Origin of the sequence: Streptomyces sp. NPDC059247 (assembly GCF_042754005.1) — a bacterium.
Lineage (GTDB): Bacteria > Actinomycetota > Actinomycetes > Streptomycetales > Streptomycetaceae > Streptomyces.
Genome location: NZ_JBHYZW010000038.1, coordinates 1 through 24,681, shown reverse-complemented (window position 1 = coordinate 24,681; position 24,681 = coordinate 1). Strand labels below are relative to the sequence as shown.

Annotated in this window: 22 protein-coding genes and 1 CRISPR repeat array; of the genes, 8 read left to right on the top strand and 14 right to left on the bottom strand. The window is 69.4% G+C overall.

From position 1 onward, the window contains the following. Positions 1 to 1,300: 1,300 nt before the first annotated feature. From ACFXGN_RS31845 to ACFXGN_RS31835, 3 genes are all read left to right on the top strand, one after another. A complete protein-coding gene (locus ACFXGN_RS31845; RefSeq protein ID WP_384865769.1) occupies positions 1,301 to 1,960 on the top strand; it encodes a hypothetical protein in 660 nt (219 codons plus the stop codon). Continuing rightward, positions 1,957 to 2,433, top strand: coding sequence for a hypothetical protein (locus tag ACFXGN_RS31840; RefSeq protein WP_384865767.1), 477 nt, complete (start codon positions 1,957 to 1,959; stop codon positions 2,431 to 2,433). Before ACFXGN_RS31845 ends, ACFXGN_RS31840 begins: the two co-directional genes overlap by 4 nt. Positions 2,434 to 3,057: 624 nt before the next feature. Next, a complete protein-coding gene (locus tag ACFXGN_RS31835; protein WP_384865766.1) occupies positions 3,058 to 3,348 on the top strand; it encodes a barstar family protein in 291 nt (96 codons plus the stop codon). A gap of 582 nt (positions 3,349 to 3,930) precedes the next feature. Here ACFXGN_RS31835 and ACFXGN_RS31830 read toward each other — a convergent pair. The 6 genes from ACFXGN_RS31830 to tap form a co-directional block, all read right to left on the bottom strand. Beyond that, positions 3,931 to 4,713, bottom strand: coding sequence for a hypothetical protein (locus tag ACFXGN_RS31830; protein WP_384865764.1), 783 nt, complete (start codon positions 4,711 to 4,713; stop codon positions 3,931 to 3,933). Between the two features lie 100 nt (positions 4,714 to 4,813). Next, a complete protein-coding gene (gene tpg / locus ACFXGN_RS31825; protein WP_384865762.1) occupies positions 4,814 to 5,404 on the bottom strand; it encodes a telomere-protecting terminal protein Tpg in 591 nt (196 codons plus the stop codon). A 108-nt stretch (positions 5,405 to 5,512) separates the two neighbouring features. Beyond that, positions 5,513 to 6,601 carry a helix-turn-helix domain-containing protein gene (locus ACFXGN_RS31820; RefSeq protein ID WP_384865760.1) on the bottom strand — a complete coding sequence of 363 codons (1,089 nt, stop codon included), beginning with the start codon at positions 6,599 to 6,601 and terminating at the stop codon, positions 5,513 to 5,515. 7 nt (positions 6,602 to 6,608) lie between these two features. Continuing rightward, entirely contained in the window at positions 6,609 to 6,839 is a 231-nt protein-coding gene (locus ACFXGN_RS31815; protein ID WP_384865758.1) for a hypothetical protein, read from the bottom strand. Positions 6,840 to 7,313: 474 nt separating this feature from the next. Next, a complete protein-coding gene (gene tpg / locus ACFXGN_RS31810) occupies positions 7,314 to 7,874 on the bottom strand; it encodes a telomere-protecting terminal protein Tpg (protein WP_384865756.1) in 561 nt (186 codons plus the stop codon). Positions 7,875 to 7,889: 15 nt separating this feature from the next. Beyond that, positions 7,890 to 10,139: a telomere-associated protein Tap gene (gene tap, locus ACFXGN_RS31805; protein ID WP_384865754.1), complete on the bottom strand. Its 2,250-nt coding sequence runs from the start codon at positions 10,137 to 10,139 to the stop codon at positions 7,890 to 7,892. A gap of 236 nt (positions 10,140 to 10,375) precedes the next feature. Here tap and ACFXGN_RS31800 point away from each other — a divergent pair, with 236 nt between their 5' ends. Beyond that, positions 10,376 to 10,909, top strand: coding sequence for a hypothetical protein (locus ACFXGN_RS31800; protein WP_384865752.1), 534 nt, complete (start codon positions 10,376 to 10,378; stop codon positions 10,907 to 10,909). Between the two features lie 141 nt (positions 10,910 to 11,050). Further along, positions 11,051 to 11,173: a hypothetical protein gene (locus ACFXGN_RS31795; protein ID WP_384865750.1), complete on the top strand. Its 123-nt coding sequence runs from the start codon at positions 11,051 to 11,053 to the stop codon at positions 11,171 to 11,173. A 104-nt stretch (positions 11,174 to 11,277) separates the two neighbouring features. Here ACFXGN_RS31795 and ACFXGN_RS31790 read toward each other — a convergent pair whose 3' ends face one another. The 3 genes from ACFXGN_RS31790 to ACFXGN_RS31780 form a co-directional block, all read right to left on the bottom strand. Further along, positions 11,278 to 11,433 (bottom strand): hypothetical protein, encoded by a 156-nt coding sequence (locus ACFXGN_RS31790; RefSeq protein ID WP_384865748.1) that lies wholly within the window; start codon positions 11,431 to 11,433, stop codon positions 11,278 to 11,280. Positions 11,434 to 11,519: 86 nt separating this feature from the next. Then, positions 11,520 to 12,227, bottom strand: a complete 708-nt coding sequence (locus tag ACFXGN_RS31785) for a hypothetical protein (RefSeq protein ID WP_384865746.1) — start codon at positions 12,225 to 12,227, stop codon at positions 11,520 to 11,522. After that, positions 12,224 to 12,745, bottom strand: a complete 522-nt coding sequence (locus ACFXGN_RS31780) for an RNA polymerase sigma factor (RefSeq protein WP_384865745.1) — start codon at positions 12,743 to 12,745, stop codon at positions 12,224 to 12,226. Before ACFXGN_RS31780 ends, ACFXGN_RS31785 begins: the two co-directional genes overlap by 4 nt. A gap of 647 nt (positions 12,746 to 13,392) precedes the next feature. Here ACFXGN_RS31780 and ACFXGN_RS31775 point away from each other — a divergent pair. Further along, positions 13,393 to 13,602: a hypothetical protein gene (locus ACFXGN_RS31775; protein ID WP_384865743.1), complete on the top strand. Its 210-nt coding sequence runs from the start codon at positions 13,393 to 13,395 to the stop codon at positions 13,600 to 13,602. Positions 13,603 to 14,111: 509 nt separating this feature from the next. Here ACFXGN_RS31775 and ACFXGN_RS31770 read toward each other — a convergent pair. Both ACFXGN_RS31770 and ACFXGN_RS31765 read right to left on the bottom strand, forming a co-directional pair. After that, positions 14,112 to 14,501 (bottom strand): hypothetical protein, encoded by a 390-nt coding sequence (locus ACFXGN_RS31770; RefSeq protein WP_384865742.1) that lies wholly within the window; start codon positions 14,499 to 14,501, stop codon positions 14,112 to 14,114. Between the two features lie 25 nt (positions 14,502 to 14,526). Then, on the bottom strand, positions 14,527 to 15,360 hold the full coding sequence (locus ACFXGN_RS31765) for a helix-turn-helix domain-containing protein (RefSeq protein ID WP_384865740.1): 834 nt from the start codon (positions 15,358 to 15,360) through the stop codon (positions 14,527 to 14,529). 1,344 nt (positions 15,361 to 16,704) lie between these two features. On the opposite strand from ACFXGN_RS31765, the gene ACFXGN_RS31760 reads away from it, so the two are divergent. Next, positions 16,705 to 17,394: an HNH endonuclease family protein gene (locus ACFXGN_RS31760; protein WP_384865738.1), complete on the top strand. Its 690-nt coding sequence runs from the start codon at positions 16,705 to 16,707 to the stop codon at positions 17,392 to 17,394. A gap of 858 nt (positions 17,395 to 18,252) precedes the next feature. On the opposite strand, the gene ACFXGN_RS31755 is transcribed toward ACFXGN_RS31760, so the two are convergent. Next, a complete protein-coding gene (locus ACFXGN_RS31755) occupies positions 18,253 to 19,686 on the bottom strand; it encodes a peptidoglycan-binding protein (protein ID WP_384865736.1) in 1,434 nt (477 codons plus the stop codon). A 221-nt stretch (positions 19,687 to 19,907) separates the two neighbouring features. Between ACFXGN_RS31755 and ACFXGN_RS31750 the strand changes: the two genes are divergently transcribed. Beyond that, positions 19,908 to 21,545 (top strand): GH25 family lysozyme, encoded by a 1,638-nt coding sequence (locus ACFXGN_RS31750; protein ID WP_384865734.1) that lies wholly within the window; start codon positions 19,908 to 19,910, stop codon positions 21,543 to 21,545. A gap of 309 nt (positions 21,546 to 21,854) precedes the next feature. Here the strand turns inward: ACFXGN_RS31750 and ACFXGN_RS31745 are convergent, their stop codons facing one another. Further along, the gene (locus ACFXGN_RS31745) at positions 21,855 to 22,829 is read right to left on the bottom strand and encodes a multiprotein-bridging factor 1 family protein (RefSeq protein WP_384865732.1); all 975 of its coding nucleotides are present in this window, start codon (positions 22,827 to 22,829) and stop codon (positions 21,855 to 21,857) included. Between the two features lie 7 nt (positions 22,830 to 22,836). Further along, on the bottom strand, positions 22,837 to 23,091 hold the full coding sequence (locus ACFXGN_RS31740) for a hypothetical protein (RefSeq protein ID WP_384865730.1): 255 nt from the start codon (positions 23,089 to 23,091) through the stop codon (positions 22,837 to 22,839). Positions 23,092 to 24,283: 1,192 nt separating this feature from the next. Continuing rightward, a CRISPR array of direct repeats spans positions 24,284 to 24,556; the repeat unit is 30 nt; unit sequence CTGCTCCCCGTACGCGCGGGGATGGACCCC. Positions 24,557 to 24,681 lie beyond the last annotated feature (125 nt).

Sequence of the window (24,681 nt, the reverse complement as noted above, 5' to 3'; positions counted from 1 at the left end):
CCCGTTTTTTATTGATCCGGCGACCACCGATATATACACCCACCCTATCGTGGGCTGCTTCTTTTGTGTATAAGAGACGGGTACCACATCGCTGCGCGATGTGCAAGGGGAGCGGGTCGCTGCGCTCCCCTCGCCCACGCGAAGCGTGGGCGGCTCCCTGCGCTGCGCTCCGGGAGTCAGTGGGGCCGGCCGCTGCGCGCCCGGCGGGCCGTGCGATGCGCGGCCGGACCGATCGGGTCCTGACGGTGCGGCTGGTTGGGCCTCCTGTCGAGGAGTTGGAGGGGGAGGGGAGGGCTGCGCCCTCCCTGGGACGGGTCCGCTGCGCTCCCCCGCCTGACGGTCCTTCCGGCTGCGCCTCCAGAACCGTTGGGGCCCACTGCGTGGGCCTGGCTGGCTATGGAGGGGTGGGGGTCGCTCGTTCGTGTCGGGTTCTAGTGTAGCGGGTGCATCGGGTTGATGCACCATGTACCGTTGGCGGAAACACGGGACGCCCCCAGACAAACCCGGCCGGGCGCGCTTTTTCGAGTAGAGAAACCCCATAGTTTGTTTCCACCATGGACCGTCAGATTACTGAATTCCGGTGGTGGAGACCCCGGCCACAGAACGTTACCTGAGATATGGGACAGGCTGAATTCGTGGTGCGGAGGTACGTGAGCCGAGTGGCCGCCAGGCCGTGCGGCGGAACCGGTCACCAGCCTCAGCCGCGCTACTTGCGGCTTGTCCGTCGGGGTCGGCACCACCCGAGATTCAGAGCCGCTGGTGCCGTCCACGGCCCGCAGAGGGAGTGCGTACCCGCACGCGAAGCCTCGCCCGCCACCCCGGTGCCCGGCCCGCAGTCGGCAGCGAATGCCGGTGGAGACCCGGCCTCAGACTGCGGCGTGTCGGTGGTTGATCGCGCCCGGAGGTTCGGGTATCACGCGCGCACACGCTCTAGAAGGGGAACGAGATTTCGCATCGTCCCAGGTCAGGGCGTTTTGGTGCCGCTTGGAGTATCACCCCGGGGTGATAAATCGAGAGGCCAGTTATCGCCCCGGGGTTATAAAACCAGGTCGGTTTGTGCACCAGGGGGACAATCTGCCCGGAGGGTGCCACGGTACCGGTTGGCAGATTGTGCACTGGGGGGACATTTGGGAGCTGGCGGTCGTCGCGGCCCCTCACGGGGCGGCGGGGGAGAGAAATCACCCCCGGGTGATAACGACACGCTGAAAGTGCATCCGGGGGACATGAAAGTGCACCAGGGGCACAATCGAGTATGCTGCCGTTGCCTGGCCCTACGGATCTTGAGGAGCGGAACCCCGCGATGACTGCACAGCCCCAGCAGCAGCCGCGCCGGAGGCCGGCCTCGCCCGGAGCTCCGCCGCCTCCGCCACCCAGCGCGTTCCGGGCACCCGGGGCGCTGCGGCGCACCAACGTGGTCAACCTGCCGGACGGCTACCGGGCCAGTGTCGAGCCGCCCGTCACCAGCGACGGTTTCCTGGGCGACGACTTCGTGATGGACAGCCAGGAGTTCCTGTGCTGGCTGTCCGACTACTACCGCGACGACATCGTCACCCTGCGGCTGATCATCCGGATGATGGGGATCCAGAAGCCCGGCGGGACCGTCGAAGCGACCCAGAGCACGCTGGCGAAGCTCCTGAAGGTCAAGCAGTCCCAGATCTCCCGGTCGCTCAAGGACACAGGGGCCCTCGGGGTGACCGCCAAGGTGAAGGCCGGCCTCTACCAACTGCACCCGCGGCTTTCACTGCGAGGCGGACGGGTGCCCGTGGAGCCGAAGCCGGGTATGCGGGCGCAAGGGACACTGAAGGTGGATCAGCTCTCCCTGCTGGACGCCATCGAGGACAATCCGGATCTGCCCGAGGTGTTCAGGGAACTGCGGCGGCTCCCGAAGCCGTCGGAGAAGCCGCTCCGGGAGGACAAGGCGCGCGCCCAGGCCCGCGCCAAGGAGGATGGGACGTCATGACGATCGCTATGGAGCACGCGGCCCCCGAGTACGTCTGGACGGCCAACAACGCCCTCGTCTTCACCCCGCGCGGTATGCCGCCGGCCTCCTACCCGGTGCTGATCCACCTCCTGGGCCGCCAGGAGCCGGGCGGGCGCTGCCTGGCCACCCACGGCACCATCGCCACCGAGATCGGTGTCACCAGGTCCAAGGTCACCCGCGCCCTCCAGCACCTCGCCTTCGCACGGATGGTGTGGAAGGAAGGCAACGGCGTCTACCGGCTCAGCCCGTTGATCGCCGGGTTCCGTACACCTGCCGAGCAACTCCAGGCGATCGGCGCGATGGACGACGACGACCGCTTCGACCACCCCGACTTCCAGGAACGGTACGAACAGCAGGTCGAGGCGTACGAGGAGGAGAAGCGGGCGAAGGCAGCCGAGCGGCAGAGGCGGCTGGAGCCGCCGATCGACCTCGCTGCCCGCCGGCGAACCTGACCCCTGTCCCCTGGAAGCGGCGTTGCACCCCGGTGCAGCGCCGCTTCTCTGCGTCGGCTGCAGATGGCCCTCGAGCGCGCTGGTTGCGGCAGCCCGCGACTGCGGGGCCGTCCCGGAAGCAGTGGCCGCCTGCTGCACGGTGAGGCTGGCCTTGCTACACGTGCAGCATCCGTGCGCCGACTGGACCGTGCGAATGCTGCGCCGTACTCCTCGCCGGACGCGCAGCGGCCCTCTTGCACCCTTTCACCATCAGGAGCAGCAGGACGTCGGCGGAAGAGCAGTACGAGGCGCTGCACCCAGCCGGTGACAGCCAGAGGTGGTCGCGGCCCGGCGGAGGCGGAGCGCGTCTTGCACCCCATCAGTAGGTACTACAGGTAGTACCTACGTGCGGGTTGAGTCTCCTTCCCCCTGAAAGCAGAGCTCGGCCCGGGAGCAGCGAGAGGCGGCGACCGAGAGGGGAGGGCGCGGCGCGCGTCGTGGGGCCGTTGGCGAGTGACGAGTCTTAACGAAGTTTGATCGGTGGCAGCTTGTCTCAGCGAAGTTTGACTGTCAGGGTTCGGGGCGCGATGCCTGCAGGGGCGGGGCTTCGTGGAGTCGCTTGGCTGGTTGGAGAGGTGGAGGACCGTGCGGGTCGTCATTGACGGGGCACTCATCGGAAGCCAGGCGGACCTGCACCGGGTTCTTGCTGGGCCTCTGGACTTCGGTCCGTACTACGGGCACAACCTGGACGCCCTGTGGGACCGGCTGAGCAGGGATATCGAGCGCCCGGTCAAGATCGTCTGGGAGAACGCAGAAGTCAGTCGTGACCGGATGGGCGATGAAGCGTTTGAGGCGATCGCATCCGTCCTGATCCGAGCTGCCGAGGAAGGCGAGCCGAACGCGCCGGACGAGAGGCTGACCGTGCGTTTCACCTGATGTGGAGTCCAGCGGCGAGAGCGGTCGAACTTCGATGAGACGGGACAGCGAGGCGCAGGGCGTTTTACCGCCGCCCGAAAGGCTGTACGCCGCTGTGGGCGCCTTTCAGGGCCTTGAACATCCAGAGGGGGGCCCGAAGGGCGTCAGGGCGCTGTAGTCGGCCGTGCAGGGCCGGGAAGGATCATGTGCGCCAGAGAGGCGGGGTCGGCCTCCAGTTAGGCGAGGGACGGGTGATGCTGCCCGCGCGGCGAGCTTCGCCCTCACAGGGAAGGAGACTCAACCCGCGCATAGGTACTACCTGTAGTACCTACTGATGGGGTGCAAGACCGCCTCCGGGCAGGCCCGCCCCGAGCCGCTGGCGCAGTGTCCGGAGGTCAGGGTGCATCGAACGTGGCGGTTACTTTCTGTATCTGTATCTGGTGAAGGTGTCACGCTGTTCGGTGGGGAGCCGGAAACCGGGGGTCAGCCCCGTGATTGCGGGCCCGATGGGCAGCATGACACCCGGCGTGACAGCCGGATCGAGGAGGCGTGACACCGGGGCGTGACAGTTCGATGTGCACGCTCGGTGATCAGGGGCGGTGATCAGGGGCGGTGATCAGGGGCGGGGTGGGCGCGGGTGAGGAACGCGGCGAGCGCGCCCGTGGCCTCCGGCTCGGTGGTGGCGAGACGGGCCGCGAACGCCAGCTGCTCCATGTCGGAGTCGGGGACCAGGCGAACGAGTTCGGTGAGCAGCGCGGCGTGTGCGAGGACCGGCGGGGTCAGGAGGCCGGTGGCTTCCTCGCGGGTGGCGGGGTCGCGGTAGTGGCCACGGTGCGCGGCCAGGGCGTGGGCGAGCCAGGAGTCGACGTCGTCCTGGGCGTACCCGCCCGCGCGGCGGGTGAGCTCGTCACGTACGGCTTCGTCGCCTTCGGCCGGCTCGGCCTGGTCCAGGGTGCCGAGGTCGCGCAGCACCTGGAGGTGGTTGGCGCGGGCCGCGATCCGGACGGCTTCGCGCAGTTCGGCTTCCTGGGCGGCGGCGGCCGCGGCGTCGGCGGCGAACTCGGCCTGGACGACGTCGTCGACGTCCGGGCCGTAGACGGTGCCTGGCCCGGCGGCGGCGAGCAGCACGGCGATGCGCTCCCACTCCGCGAGCTCCGCCGGGCCACGGAGGTCGTCGGCCAGGTCCTCGTACCGGGATGCCTGCCGGGCGTCGAACCGGGCGTCCTCGAGGGCCGCCGCGACGGCGTCGGCGTCCATGCCCTTCGCCCGGCGCCGTACGACGCGGCGGCCGATGCGGGCCGGGTCGACCGGCTCACGGGGCGCGGCGACGCGCGGGGCGAGCGGGCGGCGGGCGGTGGTCCGGGGCGGCCAGGGCGTGGTCATCATCGGCCTCGCATTCGTGGTGAGGATTCGGTGCGGGCCGCCGCCAGAGCGCTGTACGGCGGCCCGCTGATACGTTTTATAGCAGGCCCTGAATTCGGCCGGGTCAGAACCGGAAAGATATTGATGACACGGACGTGAAATCCGCTCGCAGGCCCTCGGCGCGTGTGCCCCATTCCGTGAAGTACGACTGGGTGATGGCCTCCGCGATGATGGAGTGAAGGTCTTCCTCCGTCGCACCGGCCTCCTGGAGCTCCAGGATCTGTTTCACGTAGGTGGGCGAGATGTCCGTGGTGATCTGGCGCTCGCGGCCGTCGTCCGAGCTGCCCGTGCAGGTGAATCCGAAGTACGCCGTCGCCTCCACCATCATCCCCCTGGACGTGGACGCCGCCGCGCGTGCCTGTGCTCTGACCTGCGGTTGCCACTCGGATTCGGTCTCTTCCACCAGGGCGTCCTGGAGGCGCTTCTGCGGGGTCGTCAGCTTTCCGGCCCGGTAGCGCTCCACGGTCCGGCGCGAGACGCCCAGGCGCTCCGCCAGCGCGGTGGTCGACCCCTTCGCTCGCGTGAGGAGGAATTTCATCTGTGCTTTTGCGGATTTCGGCGCGGGCCGGGTGACGGTGGCGCGCTCGGCCCGGGTGAGGGCGTCCAGGATCTTGCCGCGCTCCGGGACCGGCTGCTGCTGCTCGTGATCGTGCATGAGGACAGGAGGCCACGGGGTGCCTGTGTCCAGAGGCTGGCCTCCGTGCCGCATCCTGCGCAAGGGCACCGGGGACCACGGCTACGTGGTGGAGCTGGCTGAGGGGCGTCAGTAGTTCGGCCAGCGCGAGTGTGCCTGTCGTAGCTTGCTGAGGAGCCAGTGCTCGTCCGTGCGGCCTCTGCGTCTACGGGGAACCGGTGGCACGGTGGTCTTCACCGGATGGCACTCCGGGACGGCCGGGTTCCTGATGGCCGCGGGGTGGCTGGGAGGAGTCTCCCGGGGCAGCAGCGTGATGAGTGTGAGGCTGCCGGGCGGCACTTGGGGCCGGGACGGGGGGGCGTAGCGGCGTGGTGTCCTGATGGGCAGGCCGGAGCGGGTGACGCCGGCCGGGGGGCATGCGAGCCGGGGGCCCTGCAGCACGCCCGGTCCGGCGAGAAGTACGGTCTTCAGGAGAACCTGCCCTCGGAGGTGGTCGAGATCCGCGGTGCCGTCGCTGGGTGGGATGGGGTGCCCGTTAGGTTCTTCGGCCGGCGGGGCATCCACCACTTTGACTGTCACGGCCACGGACTGCCTCCGGGCACTGCTCTCCGTGAGGCGGTCCCATACCTGCTGCCAGCGCCGTACATTGCCCGGGGAGACGTTCAGGGCTTCCATGAACGCTGTGAGGTGAGCGCGTGAGGGAACAGCCTCACCTCTGAGGATGACGCTGAGACTGCTCTTGGGCAGCCGGTGGCGCTGGCCGTCGGAGGTCCGCCCCGCCGCCGTCTGCAGGGTGCTCAGGGACGGCTGCCCCTCTCTGGCCCGCATTTCCACCATGACGTCGTGCAGCTTGCCGAAGGTGTCGATGAGGTCGGGGTGGGTCATCACCGAGCGGAGCGAAACGGCCAGGTCCCGGAACTCCGGAGAGACTCCCGCGCGGCGTCGGCGTTCTTCTTCGGCCCTGCGCGCGGCCTTCCATAAACGCATCGCTTCCCCGGTGTCCGCGGCGCATGCGGTCGCGTATGCCAGGACCAGGCGGCGGGACGGGACTCTGCCGCCGGCGCCGCGCGACAGCGCTGACGCGGTGAACTGGTGTCCAGTCAGTTTGGCCATTGCCGCGTAGGTGACGCCTTGGCGCTCGCGCTGGGCACGTAGCCACAGCGCGAGCGCTTCGGACTGCCGGGTACCGGCGGCAACGGCGTTCTCACGCCGTCCCATAGGACTGTCAGACAGCCTCGGACGGCGGCGCTTCCGCCGCGCGCATGGCCTTGACGGACCGGCAGGCGATGCAGAGAGCGCCGACGATGAACTCGACGGCGCCGAACACCGGCATCCCGAAGGCCGTAAGGCCCGCTGCCACCAGGACGACCACGACCACGATGATCAGTTCCGTGGTCGTCAGAGCTCCCTGCGAAGGGCCGCCGCCGTGAGCCGGCGGAGGGGAGGTCGTACGCATGTCTGATACCTGCCTGACGTCATGTCACGCCTCTTGAGGGCGCGATGAGATGGGCTGCACCGTGAACTGTCGGCGGCGACTTCCAGGTCTGCCCGCCAACTGCACTGATCCTCTCACCAGTGACCTGACCATCACAATGCGTGGCCCCCGAGGTGGAGTCGTTGATGCACGCGCGTCCAGGCGTTCACTACCGGGGGATGGCGAATGGGTGGCCGACTAGAACCCCGACCAGCCGAAAACCGCAGGTCAGGGGAACAAAACCACTATTTTCATTCACTTTCGTCCAGGTGCCATTGCCGAAGCGGGGCATCGGATGCCATGGTCGCTCTAACGCTGCCTCCGGCACTCACTGCCGAGGTCCCCCTGGCGTCGTGGCTGCACCATGAAACAGGGACCGGGCTCACCGCGTTCCAGCGCGGCGCCCAGGGGGCGCATCCCCGTGGGGATGCGCCCCTCAGCCATCGAACGTGGCCCCTACAGCTCGAAGTCCAGGTGGACCACGTCGGTGATCCGCACCTCTTCGAGGGACCCGGCACGGCTGCCGTTGTCCTGGAAGTACGTCTCCTTGAGGGCCTCGGCGGTGAGCTCGCGCAGCCGGTCCTCGTCGGCGCCCTGGGCCTGGGCGTCGAGGATGCGGGCGGCGTGCCGGGGCGGGAGGGCGATGGTGAGGTGGCGGATGCGGTCCTGGTCGGTGGAGCCGATGGGGGCGGTGTAACCCATGCGGGCGTGGACGTCGATGACGATGCCGCCGGTCGTCGCCGCCTTCTCGCGGGCCTTGGCCCGGATCTGGGGCTGCCACCGCTTGGTCACCTCGCGCTCCAGGCGCGCGGCGAGGTCGGCGCGCGGCTTCTTGGCCTTGCCCGCGACGTACCGCTCCACCTGCCGCTGGGACATGCCGAGCAGTTCGGCGACCGCCTTCGTGCCGCCGAGCTGCTTGACCATGTACCGCATCTGCGGGCCCGCGGACTTGGGTGCCGGGCGGGTGAACGCCTTCTGCACCGCCTTGTCCAGGCCGTCCCCGAACTCCTTGGCCATCGCCTGCTCTCTCCCCTACTCGCCGTTGTCGGCGTCGGTGACAGTGCCGTCCTTGATGTACCGGGCGAGGTTGAGCTCCGGTGCGTTGAACCGCTCGCGGACTTCCTCGCCCCACAGGACGTCCTGGGTGCCCTCGTGCTTGACCAGGCCGGGGTTGATGCCGAGCTTGAACGCTCCGGGCAGCGGCTTGCCCTCCCGGTAGGGCAGGAAGTCCAGCGGGCTCGGTCCGTTGGCCGCGTAGACGACGCAGTCCGACAGGATCGCGACCGGGTACTGCCCGGTGAACGCCGCGTGGCGGACGATCTTCCTGTGGAGGTTGGTCCGGGTGCGGGAGATAACCGCCGCCCGGATGTCCGGCCGCCACGTCGGGCGGGACAGGGCGCGCCACGGCTCGCCCGGCCGCCAGCCCTCGCCCCGGGGCCGCTCGCGGAGCTTGCCCAGACCGCCCTTGACCGTGGCCTTGATCGCCGAGACGACGATCGCCAGCTCCGGGTCGCGGGCCTTGTAGCCGTCCATCGCCGCGAGGAAGTCCTCGGGGGCGAGGTCGGCGTCGACGCCGAGGTCGGCCATTGTGGCGAGGTAGGCGTCACGGAGCCTCGTGTACCAGGCGTCCAGGTAGCGGCCGTTGTCGTACCGGACCCACGCCTCGGTCGGTGTGACGTCGTATCCGAGCTCCTGGGCATAGGCGACGGTGGGCGTCGCGTACCAGGCCGGGCCCGTCGGGCGGTCGCCCTTCGGCGTGAACGGGGAGGGCAACAGGCTGCTGTTCAGCTTCGCCCACTCCTTGCCGACCTTCACTCGGGACAGGTCGACGTGGCTGAGGTCGACCAGCCAGCTCCCCGGGAGCTTCGGGTCGAACACCGGGTTCTTGACCTGCGTCGGCTCACCGAGGCCGACGGTCAATCCGTTCGCGCCGGCGGCGAAGGCCATGTTCACGTCCAGGCCGACCAGGTAGCGCAGGGTGCACTCGTCATCGGTCATCGGCCGCGCCCAGTCGTACGCCTCCTCGAAGACCTTCTCCGCCGGGCCGCGCACGTGGAAGCGCGGCAGCTCCATCGCATTGAGCACCGGGTGCCCGTCCGGGGCCTCGCACGGCGCGCAGTCCACCGGGTCCTTGCCCAGCGAGCCGGGCGTCTTGCTCTCGGCCTGCCGCAGGACGCCGGTCTCCTCATCCCGCACGGCGTAGGTCGGCGGGTGCAGCGCGGTCATCAACTCCAGGCCGGTGACAGCGGTGGAGCCGCGCGGCGTCATCACCCGGGCCGCGTACACGCCCAGCACGCGGGCGAGTTCCGCCGGCGGCAGCTGCCCGGCGGCGCCCCAGAACCGGGCGTCCAGCGCGTTCCACGACGGGATGCACAGCTGCACGCACTGGCGCTCCGAGCCCTTCGCGGGGCGGTAGATCCGCGCCCACGGCCCGAAACCCCTTTTGGTGAGCTGCCAGTCGGCGCGGGTCAGCTGCTTGATGACCTTGTGGCCCTCCGGAATCCGCCCGGCCAGCCGCTCCTCCTCGGTGAGGGACACCGGGAGGCCGTAGCGCTCGCACGCGGCCTCGGTGAGCACGATCAGCGGGTCGGCCGGCCGTCCCGGACCGGACAGCTTCGGCTGCCCGAGCTTCGCCTCCTTGAGCGTCCAGTCCACCAGGGACGGCAGGGACTTGGCAGGCACGTCCAGGACCAGGCCGCCGACGCAGTACGCCAGCACCTGCCCGTCCTCGACGTCGACGACCGCCAGCGGACCGTTCTCGAACCGCAGGTCCACCTCACCCGTCAGGGTTCCGGCCGGGGCCGCCTTCTTCGCACCGGGGCGGCGGGACGTCGTCGGCCTGGTGGTGCTCGCCGGACGCGGCGCGGCCTCCGGAACAGCAGCGGCGGGGGTGGAGCTGGTCTGGGTGTTCTCGGTTGCAGTCATGTCCGCAGCCTCGGACGCCGGACCCGTGGACAGCGGCCGGGCTTCCGCCGGGGCGGGCACGGCGGTGAACGTGGCCGGCACCGCAGCGTCAGGGACAGACACGGTCCCGGCGGCCGGTGCGGGGTAGAGCTCCGCGAGCTTGTCCAGCAGCCGGGCGTAGGCGTCGCGTTCCGGCGGACGGGGCTCGGTCTTGCCGGACTCCCACCCGCTGACCGTGGCACGGCGCACCTTCAGGGTGGTGGCCACCTCGTCGATCGTCAGACCGTGGGCGGCGCGCAACCGCTTGCGCTCCGTCGGCGGCGGGAGCGTGGCGCGGGACGCGAGCAAGGCATCGACCGCGTCGAACAACTCGGACATGGGTTACCTCCTGACCAACACCCTACCCCATGAAACGTACGCTGTGCGTACGAAGTGCGTACGAATCGCGTACGGCGTTGGAGGGGTGTGGGCGTCGAGCTGCAAGCGACGCTGAGCGCGTGGCTGCACTTCACGACGTCCGGGCCTGAGGCCCCCCAGAGCGTGCAGGTGGTCGTCGCCGAAGCCGTCTCGCGGCGCGGTGCGTCATCGGCTGGGACGCTGGGCAGACCCCCGGAATGAACAGCACCGAGCGCGACCGTCCCGTCTTCCTGCCGTCCGGCTACGGCTGGAGCGCCGATGCCCGGCTGGTCGGCAGGATCCTGGGCGTCGTGGGGGCGGCTGCCGGGCGCCACCTGGACGACACCCGCTTCATCGAACCGATCCTGACCTGGCAGATCGCCGCCGAGGAGATCAGCGACTGCGCTACGGCTGACAACCGGCCTGAGAACGTGCGGATCATGATCCTGCGCCCGCACGTCCTGACGGCGGTGTGGGCCTGCCACCAGGCACTCGTCCGGGCCTGCGGCCACGACGACGACGCCGAGCACCTCGCCGATCTGCTGCCGGACTACCTCCGGGACTTCCACCACACTGACATGCGCAGCATGATCGACGCCCTTGAGCGAGTCCTGGCGGTACTGGCTCTCGACCTGCCCGCGGCCCGGACCCTGGCCACCTGCATCGCCCTGTCCACAGACCTCGGTAACACAAGGCGGGCAGCCCGCGACGAGATCCTGAATGCGTGGCGCCGAGCCGGAATCGCGGTCTGACGCACAAACCGGCCGGGTCCAGCACTCCGCGCCCCGTCCCGGGTTGCCGACCTGACACACCCCTGGCGCACCCCGGTAGCGGCGCGTACGGTCACCCTTCACCGGCGGGAACCGCACGCCGCGCACGACAGGGGAGGAACGATGAGCCACGACACGGTCCGTCACCGGGACATCGGCTGGGGAGCCGTACCGGACCCGGGCTGGGGCATCACGGCGCGCCTGCGGCGCGGCTGCGACACCGGGTGGGGCGTGACCGGCCGCTGACCACTGCCCGCTCTTCTGAGGGTTCCGCACTTCAGGGTGCGGGACCCTTCGCGCGTTCCGGCGAGAGCCGGGCGGTCCGGGCTTTGCCGGGCCGGGCCCCGCTGTCACAGCATCTGCTGGACCCAGTAGCCGAGGAGGCCTGCGAGGGTGAGGCCGGTGCCGTAGCTCAGGCCCCGGACGAAGTGGCGGACTGGGGTGTGGTCCCGCCGTCGGCGGCGCCGGTTGCGGCGCGCGTCGGAGGGTGGGGCGGGGGTGGGCACGGGGCGGGTTCCTTCCGGATCGGGGGACGGCGAAGGGAGCCCTCCGGGCGGCGGGCCCGGGGCGGGCTCCCTTCAGTGTTGTTGGGTCAGATGCTGGTGAGTTCGCGGAGCCGGTTGGCGAGGTGCCGGTCGGGGCGGCACAGCAGGCCGCCGTCGTCGTGGAGGTGGGCCAGGCGCTCGAACTCCTTCTGCAGCCCGGCGACGGCGACGGACCGGAAGGGCCGGTAGGAGTGGGCGCGGACCGCGTACCGGGTGAACCGGTCCAGGGCTCCGATCAGAGCGGAGCGCTGGTCGGGGTCAAGGTCGGAGCGTTCCGGGTCGGCCAGGATGACGTCGATCTGCTTCCGCCAGTGCGCGGCGAGCTCCAGCTCTCCGTCGACGAGGTGCTGGAGGTGGAGACAGTAGGCGGCCAGCGCGTGTCCGGCGCCGGCAGCGGCCTGCCACCAGTAGCGCGCGCTCTCGGGGTGTCCAGCGAGGTAGAGCAGGCAGGCGAAGACGAACCAGCCGACGAGGTCGAGGTCGCCGTCGGCCCAGGAGGTGAACGCGGGGTCGGGGCAGTCCATGACGTCGGCGAGGTTTCGCATGTGCGCGACCGCGCCCGACTGCGTGACACCCCACCGTGCGACAGCTTCGAGGCGCCAGCGGGCCTGGCTGCCGTGTACGGACCGCCCACCCCTCGCGGGCGGGAGGTATCCGGCGTCCGAGGCCAGGCGACGCAGCCCCTCGGCGGCGTCGAATGAACGGCGGGGCTCGCACGTCGAGGCTCCGGCCAGACGTTCTTCCCAGGTACTCACGCTGTGCCCTCCTGTGTCTCCTGCAGGAACCGGTGGTACTTCGGGGCAAGCCGCCTGCGGGCCTGCCGGCAGTGGTAGTCGACGGTGCTGACCGTGACGCCCATGTACCAGCCGATCCGCTTGGCGCTGTGCCCGCCGATGTAGCGCAGGACCATCACGTCGAACTGCTTCGGCGGAAGGTTCCCCAGCGCCTCGTACAGGCCGCTGCCGCTGTCGAGATCGGCCATCTGCTGCCGCAGGGTGAGCAGCTCCTCGGATATGACGGTGCGCCGCATGATCGCCCAGACCTCCTGCTGGAGGTCCTCGCTCTCGGCGCACAGCTTCTCCCAGAGCTTCAGGATCTCCAGGAAGCCGCGGTGAACCGCACGTTCAGCCGCGTCGTTCGTCCCCAGGACCGCCAGGGCCAGGTCGTGAAACGCCACCTGGTTGAGCAGGTAGAGCGCCTCGAACTCCAGGGGGAGCGGCAGACAGTCCACGTCCAGCGGAACGTGACTGTCGTCGCCGACTTCTTCGGACATGAATCCTCTTCGTTGAGGGTGAACGTCGGCACAGAGGTGAACCGACGCGGCCAACTCAATCGTTCGAACCCCTCAAACACGCATGCGCGCCCTCACGATTTCTACGTACAGCGTTCAACTGAACGCCCAGAGTGATCATTGGGAGCTGCGATGTGCGTGCTGACCAGGATGTTTAAGCGACGCTGTGTGACGTGGTAATGACATTGAGCTTGGTGATGGTGACGGGAGTCACACTTCACCAAGGTGGCTCAATGGAGAGATCACGCCACGATGAGGTGAAATACGCCAACTCGCCCTGCGCTGAAGGCGCCTTGTTGTTCGACCAGGGAGCGTGGCCCGGGTGCCCGTGGGCGCGGTGCTCGCCCCGTCCGGCAACGCTCTGCCGCCGGACCACGAGCGACGGAACATCCATCGAGGCCGGCCGTACGAAGAAGGGATGATGTCGGTGCCGATCGCGACAGGGCAGGAGTCGTCGGCGGCCAGCGTCTTCATCAGCTTGCGTTGCGGGCCGGCCAGCTGACTCGCGAGAACGGCGGCGCCGGATGTCGGGGCGCCACACCACCCGCGTGCCAGATCCCTCCGCCGCTGCCGCGGCGGTCTGACCTCCGTACGGGACGGCCGCGGCGCCCGCCCGTGCCCTGGCCCAGGTGGGCGCCGTTGAAAACGGCGTGGACTACGACACCAAGCTCGTGACCGGCACCTACCCCGACGAGCCCCGCCTCGCGCTGCTCACCCTCACCGAGGCCCGCGAAACGGTCGAGCTGCTCCAGGTCCTGGAGCAGCTCGACCCGGACGGGCGCGGGCAGGCGGCAGGGCAGCTCGCCGCCGACGTCGCTCGGCGTTTGCCCGCCCCGTAGCTGGAGCTGATGCGCCACGGCGGGGACCTGGTCCAGCGTCCGGCGCGCGGCCAACAGTTCTGACCACCCGGACGGCCGATCCAGCGCAGGAGTCGGCGGCGCCGGAGGGTCAGAGCTGTTGCTGGATCAGGTAGAAGCCGAGGCCGACGAGTCCGGCGCCGGTGGCGTAGGCGGCGCCGCGCAGGGCGCTGGAGAGCAAGGCTGCACGCCGCCGGACGATCCAGCGTCGGGCGCGGCGGGCCTGTGAGGTCCTTTCCGCAGTGACAGTGCGGCGGCTGCGCATGGTGGGTGCTCCGTTCTTTCGGGGCGCTAGTGGTCCGGCAGGGAGTCGAAGTCGGCGTAGTGGAGTCCGCCAGCAATCATGAGTACCTCGGCCTTCCGGAGCACCTTGCCTCAGGCAGGCCGTCGGCGCCGAGCCGTTGTTCATGACGTCGGCCGGGTCGCTGGGGAAGGCGCTGACTACGGGTCAAGCGACCGATGGAACGGCCCCAACGCCTGCATTTCGGACGTCAGGACCGACCTCGGAGGCGGTTGCGGCGGCAGACACCCAACAGAGCGGTCACGGATGCTGGCTCTGTGCCCGTGACAGTGGCGATTTTGTCGATACTCAGGTGCAGTGCGTAGTGGAGCAGGGCCGCGTCTTCCGCAGGTGTGGTGGTACGTCCAGCGCGGCGGGTGACGGTACGTACGTGCCGGCTCCAGGCCCAGGCGGAAGGCGACGGGTCTGTCATCACCGTGGTCCAGTTGCCAGCAACGAGGTCGAACAACTGGGTTACGGCCAGGGAAGCTTCCTCGGAGGTAAGGAGAGCGGCGGCGTAGGCGTGGTACACGGGGCGGTGCAGGTCGTAGAAGGCGTAGAAGGCCGTGGTGAGCAGGGGCAGGGAGGGTGCTGTCTTCATCGTCGTCTTCCCCAGTGGGCTGGAGTCAGCCGAAGGATCCGGCGGGGTATCCGGAGGCTGTGGGATCGGACTGAGCGCGCCGCCACATCGGGAGAGTGATCTGGGGCAGGCTCTGCAGAGCCAGGGTGAGTTGCTTGACCGCGACCCAGGAGGGGATTCGAGGGCCTTCGAGGGCCTGGCGTAGCTCGTCTGCGGTGAGGGTGCCTTGGGTGGACCGCAGAACGGTCTTCTCGTCCGGTGATCCGGCGGCGTACAGAAGCGCTCTGAGATAGGTGCGCAGGTCCTGGCAGGGGCTGGTGGTGATGCGCGGTTGACCGGATGCTGCCGCGTCCCAGAGGGACTGCAAGAGTTCCTGGTCGCCTTGGCATACCTCGGAGATGCGTTTGACGTGCTGCCAGGAAGCGTCGCGGTGGCCGGAGAGAAGCCGGGAGACGTAGGAGGCATCGATGCCCATGTGCTCGGCGAGTTCTCGCTGGGAGCGTACCTCGCTGGCGCGGAAGGTCAGGGTCATGGCGCATGCGAGGCGCTGGCGGGGGTGCCGGAGGCGGAGGCGAGTGTCCGGTGGTTCGGTCGTTCCGCGTCGGTTGATGCGCTGAGGGCGGCGGCGTGCGGCAAGTTCCTGTTCAGTTCTCTCGGGAGGGTACTTCTTGCGTAGCCGGTCCACGGTCAGATGGAGGTCATGGGCGAAGTCGTCGAGCGGTTTGCCCTCGGACCGGCGGTGCACGACGAGTGCCGCGATCATCTGTTCGCTGAGCGTGCGCATGGCGATGGCCGTATTGAGCAGGTCCGTGTCCAGGATGGCTTCGTCGTGGGAGCGTCCGATGAGCATGTCGGCGACGATGACGGCGTCCTCGGCCATGTCACGGAAGGCCCCGGTGCAACGCGCGGCCCGAGCCGCGTCTGCCGTCGGTGTGGAGCGGGCGCCCTGCCCGGTGGCGGGCGGAGGAACGCCAGGGGAACGGGTGGACATCTGTGACCTCTTTCGGGGTGTCAGGGCAGGTATTTACGCCCGCCCGTCGAGTGGACGGGCGGAGCATCGCGATTCCACCGGGCTGCGAGGTGCATATGCCTCTGCCATCCGGCTCGCTACGTCAGCGGCGGTGGAACCTGCTAGTGACCAGCACAGACCCGTGAGAGGTTGTGAGACGTACCGTCAGGAACTGTTGCCCCTGAGGCTGGGAAGGGCAGGACGAGGCGGGCGGCGGCGGGAAATCCGGCCCGATCGCGGCCTTTTCCGAGGCCGTGACAGCCATGGCACGCCCATACAGGGTTTGAACCACTGTTAGTGCAGGGATGATACGTTCACGGCTCAACTCCCGCTTAATTGCAGGGAGCGGAGCAAGACGTCGGTTACCAATCATGAGGAATTGGCTCCTGGTTTGGACTGGCGCGTGAAGTAGCAAGACCCCGGCGATGAGGCGACCAACCAGATACGCCGGGGTCTTTGCCGTCCCGACGAGTGGCCGGGAGTGGGACAGTACTACCTACAGCTCAGGCCCGATGTCTCTTAGTAGTGTCGTGGGTATACATACCCGCAACAGCCGCCTAGGGCAGATTCTCGCCCCCGTGGCCGATTTCCTTCTCAATGCCGGTCAGGAATGATCATTTGGCATCAGAAGAAAGGGCATCACGGACTATTCTCCTCGCGAGGCGTGCGCCCGCGTGGCACCCTGGCGCACCATGCGCCCTCCCTAACTCTCTCTGGCGCATGATTCAAGATCAATAACGCTGTCACCGGAAAATCTTGAACCGCCACATACCCTTAGCTCGAAAGAGTGAAGCAAAATCGAAAATACGTCCAGAGTGACCCCCTCGCATCCACGAGAGCATTCGCTCCTGATGGCCCGACAGGCACCGCAGGCCCGGCCAGGAGTTCGACCCCGCTGCCTCGGGCTGGGGCTAACACCGCCGAGCGACAGCGGGACGCCGACTGGACCTGGCCACCCAGCCCTGAGTCCAGACAGCTGACAGAGTCGCGCCAGATGGGAGTGGTCTCCTGAGGGCGTGCGTCACCCGTTCGCGGCCAGTCGTCTGGTGGAGCGCTGCGGGAGGGCGCTGCCCATCCGCACTGCATCTGCCAGCCGGTCATCTCCACGTGTGAGCCACAGCCTGATCGTTTCTCCGGTGAACATGACCCCCTGAACGGTTGAGAGCAGGCGGGATCGCACCCTGGCGAGGCTCAGCGACCACTATGCATGCGGTCATGATCAAGAACCTGACGCGCGGCCTCATCGCCGTCGCCCTCACCCTGCCCGCCCTCGCCGCCCCCGCCACAGCCTCCACCCCCCTGGCGGCGCCTCCCGCACCGGGGGCCGCTGCCGTGCTGCTCCTGGCCGACGCGGTCAAGGGAATCCCCCTCGCCGCCGAGGTCAGGACCGGGTACGAGCGGACCAAGTTCAAACACTGGAACAACGGGCTCAACGCGACCGACGGCTGCAACACCCGCGCGGAGGTCCTCCTCGACGAAGCCCTCGACGCCCCCACCGTGGAGACGGGCTGCAAACTGACCGGGGGCCGGTGGAACAGCTACTACGACGGCCAGACCATCACCGACCCCGGCAAACTCGACATCGACCACATGGTGCCGCTCGCCGAAGCGTGGGACTCCGGGGCCTCGGCGTGGACGGCGGCGCGGCGGGAGGCGTACGCGAACGACCAGGGCGCGTCGACCTCACTGGTCGCGGTCTCCGCGCGGTCGAACAGGTCCAAGGCCGATCAAGACCCGGCGACCTGGGTGCCGCCGCTGCCGGAGGCGCACTGCCGGTACATCGGGGAATGGGTCTCCACCAAGCTCCGCTGGGGCCTGACAACTGACCAGGGCGAGGCTGACGCCCTGGGCGTGTACGCCGAGACCTGCGAGGCGACCGTCGTCCGCTACACCCCCGCCCCATAGAACAGCCTGGGAACATGTTGTGCCCCGCACCGAGGGCGCGGGGCACAACGAAGGACAGGGGGCCAACGACCAGTCGGCCTCTGCCACCAGCCCATCGTAGACGGCCCGGCCGCAGCAACCTCCCGCTGGCCGAGTACGCCACTCAGACGAGCTATGCCGCCCGCCGCGAAGGGCTCGCCGATGCCGACCGGCGGGCGCACGATCCGCGGCTGCCCCAGGACTGGGCTCTTGCGGTGCGGGAAGCGGCCCGGTTCTGGGCCGTCCAGCGGTCACTGCGTGCCGAGCTGCCGCACTACCGCCGGAACAGATTGCCCGCCTGGCACGGGCTCTGATGCCCGCTCACCTTCAGCCGCAGAGCCTTCCCGGCGCCCCAGCCGCGGCTGCGCTCCCCATGCCCTGGGACATCTCGGTGGGGCCGCTGGTCTGCGGCACCGTGTAGGACGTTGGAGAGAACGACGATGCGGGTGGCGGGCAATCCAGGAGCGTGGGGCGGAGGCGGGGACACGGCGGACATGCTCCCGGTGTACGGCGGTTGCGGCCAGGGCCGGTCTCTCCTGGCAGTGCGATTGCAGGCGGGAGGCGAGGGCGTGGCGGTACCCGGGCGGCGATCAGGGGGCCGATTACAGCTTCTGCTGGATCAGGTGTCCCAGAGCACCGTCATCGTCCTGGCCCTGCTGGTTCTCACGGGCGGGGCGATCACCTACGCGGTCTACCGCAGGCCCGCTCTCGGCGCCGCCATGATCACCGCCTCCACGGTCGCCACCCTCCTCTGCATCCTCGTGCAGAACCGACCACCCGGGCCACGATGGTCCTGGCGGAGCGCGACCACCCGATCCTGGGCAAGACGCGCTTCAGCTCTCAGTGGCCGCAGCCGCTCATGGGGTACTCGAGGTATCTCCACGTCTTGGGCCCGACCTGCCCGTCGGCCTCGATGCCGGAGCAGCGCTGGACGGCTTTGACGGCGGTCTCGGTGGCGGGGCCGAAGGTTCCATCGATCCTCAGCCCGTCGTAGTCGTAGTTGTGGACGAGGAAGCACTGGAGCTGCCGGACCTTGGAGCCGACCATGCCCTTGGCCATCGTCTGGGTCCGGTCGGAGTTGTGGTTGCAGCCCGTCCGGCCTTCCGCGCCCAGCGGCACGGTGCTGGGCGCTGTGGTCGAGGGTGGCGTGGTCGGCCGCGGCTTCGGGATGCCGGTCGTTCCGGGGCTGCCTGAAGGAGCGGTGGTGGGCCGGTCCGGAGCGTCAGGGGTGGGCGTGCCGGGCGCTGGGGGTGCGGAGGTTCGATCCGGTTCCGTGGTGGTGCCGGCGGCCGGTGTGGTGGCCTGGCCGCCGTCGGGCTTGTCGTCGTTGGCGGGGGCCTGTTCCGTGCCGGTGTCCGTGGACGGCTGGGAGGACACGGGGGGCTGGCCGCTCGTCGCGGGCGGCTGGGCGTCGGTGGGACGGCCGCCGCTGCCGGGCAGAGAGGCGATCTCTTTGTGATCGGGCCAGGCGGCCCAGCGGCCGAAGAACAAGACCACCACCAGCCCGGCGAGGACTAGGAGCTTGACCGGCACCCTCCTCCTCTTCTTGTTCCGGCCGGCCGGGCGGGAGGCGGGGGCGAGCGACTGGACGACGGTGGTGTCCTCGCCGCCCGACGCCACCTTCCCCATCAGGGAGTCCGTCCCTACGGGCCCGACGGTCGGCGGAACGGGCCCGGCGGCTTGTTCCACCGAGGTGCCCGGGAGGAGTGAGGCAGGCGTTTGCGCAGCCAGCGGGCCTGGAACGGACGGAACGACCGGTCGAAGGGTTCCGGATGCGGGTTCTGCCGTGCTTCCGGGGCCTCCCGGCTTCGGCTGGGCTCGTGGACCGGTGAGGGAGGACGGCGGGCTGCCCGGAGAGGTCCCGGGGGCTGGGGAGTCCACAGCCGAGCCGCCGTTCACGCCCGGGTCCAGCTCCTCCCCGGCGCCCGCCGCCCGGGCCGCGATGCCGGTCTCGGGGCTCCCGCTCTCGTCCGTCGGAGGAGGAACGGTGCCGGACGGGGTGCGGCGCGCGGTGTCCGCCTCGTCCCACAGCTTCAGCAGGCGGGCGGAGTCGAGCCGACGGCGGGAGCACAGCCGCTCGACCGCCTCGCGCGGCGGGAAGCCCTCGCCCTTCAGTACCCGGTTCCAGGAGGACCGGGAGTACTGGGTGTCGTGCGCGAACGCATCGAGAGAGAGCTTCTTGTCCTCCTTGACCCGTACGAGTTCGCGGCGCAGCGCCTCGATCTGAACGGATGGAACGGCGGCCCCCTGGGCGCCGTGGTCTTCGGAACGCACTGATCCCCCTCCTGCACGTGGTCAAGGGCTGTTCCGCTCTGTTCCTTTCCGCAGGTCACAGCACTGCGGAACGAGTGGGACGCGGCGGTACAGGCGCAGGTTACCGATGGAACGGCGGTACCCCGAATCTTCAACTCGTCAGCGCCGCCCGGACCGGACGGCGGAAGTGGCCCCCGCCCTGCCTGCCAGCGGGAACGGCAGGGCCCGTGAAGGAGACGAAGATGCGAAAGAACGTCAGGAATCTATTCGTGCAGAGCCTCGCGGCCGCCACGGTCGCGGCCGGCGCCTACAGCGTGGTGAGCGTGAACGGCGACACCGCGAACGCCGCGAGCCCCACCAGCTACGGGGTCCGCGGGATCGACACCAGCCACCACAACGCCCACCCGATCCGCTGGTCCTCCGTGAAGGCGTCGGGAGAGAGTTTCGTCTTCCACAAGGCGACCCAGGGAACCGGCTTCCGTGACCCGAAGTTCGCCGCCGACCTCGCCGGGGCCCTTGGCGCCGGACTCATGGTCGCGCCCTACCACTTCTACGACGCCGGCACCGGCACCGCGCAGTCCGCCCACTTCATCCGCACCGCGAGGGCCGCCGGATACAACGCCCGCCGTCCCGGCCAGCTCCCCCCGGTGGTCGACCTGGAGAAGACCCGCGGCCGCTGCCCCGCCGGAGTGAACAGCACTCAGGTTGCCGCGTTCCTCACCAAGGTGAAGCAGGCCTTCGGCGTCACCCCGATCGTCTACACCTCCAAGGACTTCACCAGCACCTGCCTGAAGGGCCAGACCACCGTCTTGGCCGGCAGCCCCCTGTGGATCCCCCGGTACAACAACGGTCGGACGGAGCCCGCCTCCATCGGAGGCCGCTCCTGGTCGATCTGGCAGTACACCGACCGCGGCACGGTCCCCGGCATCAACGGCCACGTCGACCGCAACGTCTACAAGGGCACCCTGACCCAGCTCCGCCACCTCGCCCACCTCACCCCCACCAGCACCCCGCCCGCCCAGCGTCCCGGCAGTGCCCCGACCGGCACGGCGAGGTCCTGGCCCGTCCTGAAGTCCGGCTCCCGCGGCACCGACGTCACCACCATCCAGCACCTGCTGAACGCCTCCGGCCGCAACATCGACGCTGATGGCGCCTTCGGCCCGGCCACCACGAACGCGGTCAGGGCGTTGCAGTCCCGCAACGGTCTTGAGGCCGACGGGATCGTCGGCCGGGGAACCTGGAGCAAGCTGATCCGCACCGTCCGCCCCGGCTCCAGCGGCGCCGCCGTCAAGGCCGCCCAGGTCCAGCTCGGCGTCAACCCCGACGGAGCCTTCGGCCCGGCCACCACGACCGCAGTCAAGACCTTCCAGACCCGCAGCAAGCTCACCGCCGACGGCATCGTCGGCCCCGACACCTGGAACCGGCTCGTCACCACCAGCACCTCTCCCGCCCCGGCCCCCACCACCCCGGCCCCGTCCGCCAACAACCGCCTCACCCAGCGCCAGGCCCTCGCCCAGCTCGCCGCCGCCAGCATCAAGCCGCCCGTCGGCCGCACCTCCCTCAACGGCGTCCGCGCCCGCACCATCCAGGGCGTCATCGCACTGAAGAAGGCCAGCGGCTGCACCATCACCATCACCGGCGGCACCGAGTCCGGCCACAGCACCAGGGGCAACTACTCCCACGCCAAGGGCTACAAGCTCGACCTGCGCACCCGTAACGAAGGCCGCTGCGTCACCAACTGGATCAAGAACACCCAGCGCAAGGGCAAGCCGCGCGGCACCGACGCCCGCTGGCACGGCACCCTCAACGGCATCACCGCCGAATACGTCTACGAGATCCCCCGCGGCGGCGGCATCCACTGGGACATCACCTTCAAGTAAGCCACCCCCGCCCACCGTGGCCCCCGGCAGCACCACGCCGGGGGCCACGCCCCGGTTCCGATGGGCTGGGCCCGGTTCCGGCAAGAGCTCGACCACCGTTCACGACCCGTGGCCTGAAAGCCGTCCCCGCAGAGCGTCGCCCTTGAAGGGATGGAGGGCATCGCGCGCCTGGGCGTACAGCCTGGAGCCGGATGGGCGTGGGACGGAGCTGCTGGCACGGCTCCGGCCCTGCGTGGTGAAGCGTTCAACCGCCTGCACGGAACGGGCACAGCGGCCCGCGCTCTCTGACCGACGGCGCGACCGTGAAGGTCAGGGAACGTCCCGCAGAAGGGTCAGGGAGGCGGGGTCGGTCGTCCACTCCTTGCCTCCGCCGACTGGCCGGAGCCAGGCCAAGGGGGAGGAGGAGAGAGAGGCTGTGGGGTCGTTCCCGACGGCGCACAGCACGCCGCGCCGCCCGGTCTCGTCCACCACAATCATGCCGAGCCAGGGGTGGTGATCCTGGCGCCTCAGTCTCCGGAGGTGCCCACGCGAGACGCCGTAGCCCGTCATGCTGGTGGACACCACCAGACCGGACTCGGGCAGCAGCGCCACGAGGTTGCGGAAGATCGCGTCCATCCGCTCGGAGTCCACCACTCCGGTCTGGATGATGTGAGCCAGGTCTGCGGTCAGATTCTGGGTCACGGACGGCCTTCCCGCTTTCGTCGACCGCTGGTTCCCGCGCCCTCCGTGCAGGAGCCAGACATAGATCCACTGGCTGTGGACCCGGGCCGGGACGTCACACCCTTTGAGGTAGGCGACGAGCTGGTTCATCGAGACGGGCAGCATCTTCCGCCGGATGATGGCCGCCGCGCTGCTGCGCGGCAGAGCCCAGCTCCCGCCCGCGCGAGCGACCAGTGCGTCCAGGGTCGGTGCTCCGGCGTACTCGTACACGTTGGACAGTCCGATGGCCAGCTCCCGGCGGTCCGAGCATCTGAGGTCGGGCCGGGTGTGGCCGATGTCCCGGTCGTACCGGCCGCGGTCGGCCATCCGGGCCCGTTTCCAGGCCCGGCGCGCCTCGGTTACCCGCTCGCCGTTGGAGCATGCCTGGATGATGTCGATGACGACCTTCTCCTCGGGGACGGACGCCCCGCTGGAGGCCCGCTTCAGGGTCGCGGGCGAGCGGCCGGTCATTTCGGCGAGCTGGTCGTAGGTGAGGCCAGCGGAGTACCGGGCGTCGCGGAGGAGAACGGCGAGCCGCCCCCGGGCCGGTATCGAGAAGTCCACCGGGTTCTCCGGGCGTCCCACAGCCTCCTCACTGGCCCGCGCGCAGAAGGACGGCCAGAGCGGTGAGGACGCGGCGGCCCCCGCTCGCGGCCAGGACCACCACGACGCCGATCGCGCCGGATATCCCCAGCATCGGGTAGATCTGCTCGGGCGGAACGTCGTTGAGCAGCAGCAGGGTCCCCAGCCCGGGGAAGGCGAGGACACCGGCCACATGGGAGGCGCCCAGAGCGGCTGTCCGCTGCACCGGAGCGGGCAGGGTGGAGCCGCTGGCTTTGTCGGTCATGGTCATTTCCTCGTGTGAGCGGGGCGAGCACAGCAGCGCCCGCCCCGTCGATTTCTCGTACTGGCAGCACAAACACCCATGGCGAAAGGAGGAGTTGGCGCTCCGCCGATCGGGCGATCTAATCGTTGCAGGTGCGGGCGGGGAAGCCCAATCGCTTGAGGGTCTCAAGGGGTCGATTGGTTCACTGGCGTCCACGATCAAAGCCGAAAGACTGAGCGGATATCAGGTCCGTCACACCACTCTCCGTAGACCCCTCCTGACCATTCGAAATGAATGAGCTGGGGCCTCACCATTGGGTTTGATCTCCAGAGGGAGATATCACCCTGCTAGCAGGCGACGGGGTTCGTATCGCCGGTGACCTTCTCTCCTTGTCTCTTGTAACCCCTGGGGGGGAACCTGGCTGAGGAAGTTTCCTTCCTGTGACCTACTGGCAGCACCAGGAACCGGTCATATCCCGCATCTCCGTGTTGGCGCACGGATGCGGCAACGGCCCGCCCTCGCAGCGCGAGAGCGGGCCTCGTTGCCCCTGCGCGCGGGATGGGCCGGTTCGCCGGTGCGGCCAGAGCTCCTCCTCCTTGCACGCTCAGGGATCACTCCCACGTCGACCGGCACCTCACTGGACGGCGCCGCTTGCTCCCTGACCGCAGGGGCCTCCCGGAGCCCTGCTCCTTGCTTCCTGCTGGCGCGGACCGGATCCTGTATGGCAGGCGACTGGCCTGCCCCGATCGATACTTTGACCGTTATAGGAGCCTTGCCGGTTTCGGTGAAAGTGGTTCAGAACGAGCTGCACCTGCGGTAGAACAGCAGGTCAGCAAGCTGCTCCCCGCACGCGCGGGGATCGTCCCCTGGAGGATCTGGAGGCGAAGCTCGCCGATGCCTGCTCCCCGTGCCCGCGAGGATGGACCTCGCAAGGTGTCGGCCGACTCCCCCGCCATACCGCTGACGTGCCGCCAGGCTGCCCCTGCGCGCACGGGGATGGGTTCGAAGTGATTGCCTCGCCAGACGGTGTAGCCCGCACCCCGCCCGAGGCACTCACCTCCCGAAGCACGTAGCTCTGCTCCCTGTTACTGCCGGGGACCGCGGGCGACTGACCTGCCTCGATTGACGCTTTGGCCGATCTAGGCTCTTTGCCGGTTTCGGTGAAAGTGGTTCAGAACGAGCTGCACCTGCGGTAGAACTGCAGGTCAGCAAGGCTGCTCCCCGTACGCGCGGGGATGGACCATCCCCGGAGGCAGGGGGGCGGCGGCGACGGAACTGCTCCCCGTACGCGCGGGGATGGACCCCGCCAGCTCGCCCAGAGACCACCGCGCAGGCTGCTCCCCGTACGCGCGGGGATGGACCCCCTTAGGGGTTCGCTGAACCCGCCTGACGGCGCTGCTCCCCGTACGCGCGGGGATGGACCCCGGCGTAGTTCGGGAGGGGGGTCGCGGTGATCCTGCTCCCCGCACCCACAGGGGTGACCCCCCGCGGGGGGCGCCCCCCCCCCCCGCCGGGGGGGGGGGGGGGGGGGGGGTGGACGGGCCCCCCCCGGCGCGGGGGGGCGAGGTCGGCACACCCCGCCCCCCCCGGGCGCGGCGCGGGGGGGGCCAA

Coding starts and splice junctions, on each gene's coding strand:
- ACFXGN_RS31845 (WP_384865769.1), top strand. CDS start 1,301: ATGACTGCACAGCCCCAGCAGCAGCCGCGCCGGAGGCCGGCCTCGCCC.
- ACFXGN_RS31840 (WP_384865767.1), top strand. CDS start 1,957: ATGACGATCGCTATGGAGCACGCGGCCCCCGAGTACGTCTGGACGGCC.
- ACFXGN_RS31830 (WP_384865764.1), bottom strand. CDS start 4,713: ATGATGACCACGCCCTGGCCGCCCCGGACCACCGCCCGCCGCCCGCTC.
- tpg (WP_384865762.1), bottom strand. CDS start 5,404: ATGCACGATCACGAGCAGCAGCAGCCGGTCCCGGAGCGCGGCAAGATC.
- ACFXGN_RS31820 (WP_384865760.1), bottom strand. CDS start 6,601: ATGGGACGGCGTGAGAACGCCGTTGCCGCCGGTACCCGGCAGTCCGAA.
- ACFXGN_RS31815 (WP_384865758.1), bottom strand. CDS start 6,839: ATGCGTACGACCTCCCCTCCGCCGGCTCACGGCGGCGGCCCTTCGCAG.
- tpg (WP_384865756.1), bottom strand. CDS start 7,874: ATGGCCAAGGAGTTCGGGGACGGCCTGGACAAGGCGGTGCAGAAGGCG.
- tap (WP_384865754.1), bottom strand. CDS start 10,139: ATGTCCGAGTTGTTCGACGCGGTCGATGCCTTGCTCGCGTCCCGCGCC.
- ACFXGN_RS31800 (WP_384865752.1), top strand. CDS start 10,376: ATGAACAGCACCGAGCGCGACCGTCCCGTCTTCCTGCCGTCCGGCTAC.
- ACFXGN_RS31795 (WP_384865750.1), top strand. CDS start 11,051: ATGAGCCACGACACGGTCCGTCACCGGGACATCGGCTGGGGAGCCGTA.
- ACFXGN_RS31780 (WP_384865745.1), bottom strand. CDS start 12,745: ATGTCCGAAGAAGTCGGCGACGACAGTCACGTTCCGCTGGACGTGGAC.
- ACFXGN_RS31770 (WP_384865742.1), bottom strand. CDS start 14,501: ATGAAGACAGCACCCTCCCTGCCCCTGCTCACCACGGCCTTCTACGCC.
- ACFXGN_RS31765 (WP_384865740.1), bottom strand. CDS start 15,360: ATGGCCGAGGACGCCGTCATCGTCGCCGACATGCTCATCGGACGCTCC.
- ACFXGN_RS31760 (WP_384865738.1), top strand. CDS start 16,705: ATGATCAAGAACCTGACGCGCGGCCTCATCGCCGTCGCCCTCACCCTG.
- ACFXGN_RS31750 (WP_384865734.1), top strand. CDS start 19,908: ATGCGAAAGAACGTCAGGAATCTATTCGTGCAGAGCCTCGCGGCCGCC.
- ACFXGN_RS31740 (WP_384865730.1), bottom strand. CDS start 23,091: ATGACCGACAAAGCCAGCGGCTCCACCCTGCCCGCTCCGGTGCAGCGG.